This is a genomic window from Limnospira sp. PMC 1279.21 (assembly GCF_032349615.1).
In the GTDB taxonomy this organism is placed as follows: Bacteria; Cyanobacteriota; Cyanobacteriia; order Cyanobacteriales; family Microcoleaceae; genus Limnospira; species Limnospira fusiformis.
Genome location: NZ_JARPLU010000498.1, coordinates 1 through 572, shown reverse-complemented (window position 1 = coordinate 572; position 572 = coordinate 1). Strand labels below are relative to the sequence as shown.

Genomic DNA, 572 nt, shown 5'->3' with positions numbered 1-572 from the left:
AAGAAACCGGGTTTCTAGTCGTAGGTTGGGTAAAGCGAAGCGACACCCAACAAATCCGGGTATACAAATTAGGCGATCGCTCCCCGTTTCTCAAGGTCGTAGGTTGGGTAAAGCGAAGCGACACCCAACAAATTCAGTCAAATGTTGGGTTACATTGCATTCGGTCCAACCAACTTATAGCTAAGGAGTGAGGAGTCGAAAGTGGTAGACTAGAGCCAGCGATGCAGGAAAATTGGCGGGGGTTGGGTTTATGAGTCCTTTACTACAACAACTATTGCAGCAAGTCGATCAACTAAGCCCGGAAGAGCGGTTAGAGTTGATTAGGCAGATTGCACAGGGGCTTAAAAAGTCCGAGGAGGTCGTCACAGCAAAGCCTCGATGGGCTGATTTAAAAGGGATGGCTCCTTATCCAATGATGGGAGAAGATGCTCAAGATTGGGTTTCACGCACCCGCAGAGAAGCAGATGAGCATCGGAGAATCGTAGGTTGGGTAAAGCGAAGCGACACCCAACAAATTCGGGTATACAAATTAGGCGATCGCTCCCCATTTCTCAGGGTCGGTTTCTCCCTGG

Annotated in this window: 1 protein-coding gene and 1 pseudogene; both read left to right on the top strand. The window is 49.1% G+C overall.

Features of this window, described 5'->3' with window-relative positions:
* Positions 1-191: pseudogene (locus P5683_RS25635) on the top strand (hypothetical protein); the annotation flags it as partial.
* Between the two features lie 59 nt (positions 192-250).
* Positions 251-572 (top strand): hypothetical protein (locus P5683_RS25630; RefSeq protein WP_315669521.1); only part of this gene is annotated, 322 nt, incomplete at its 3' end.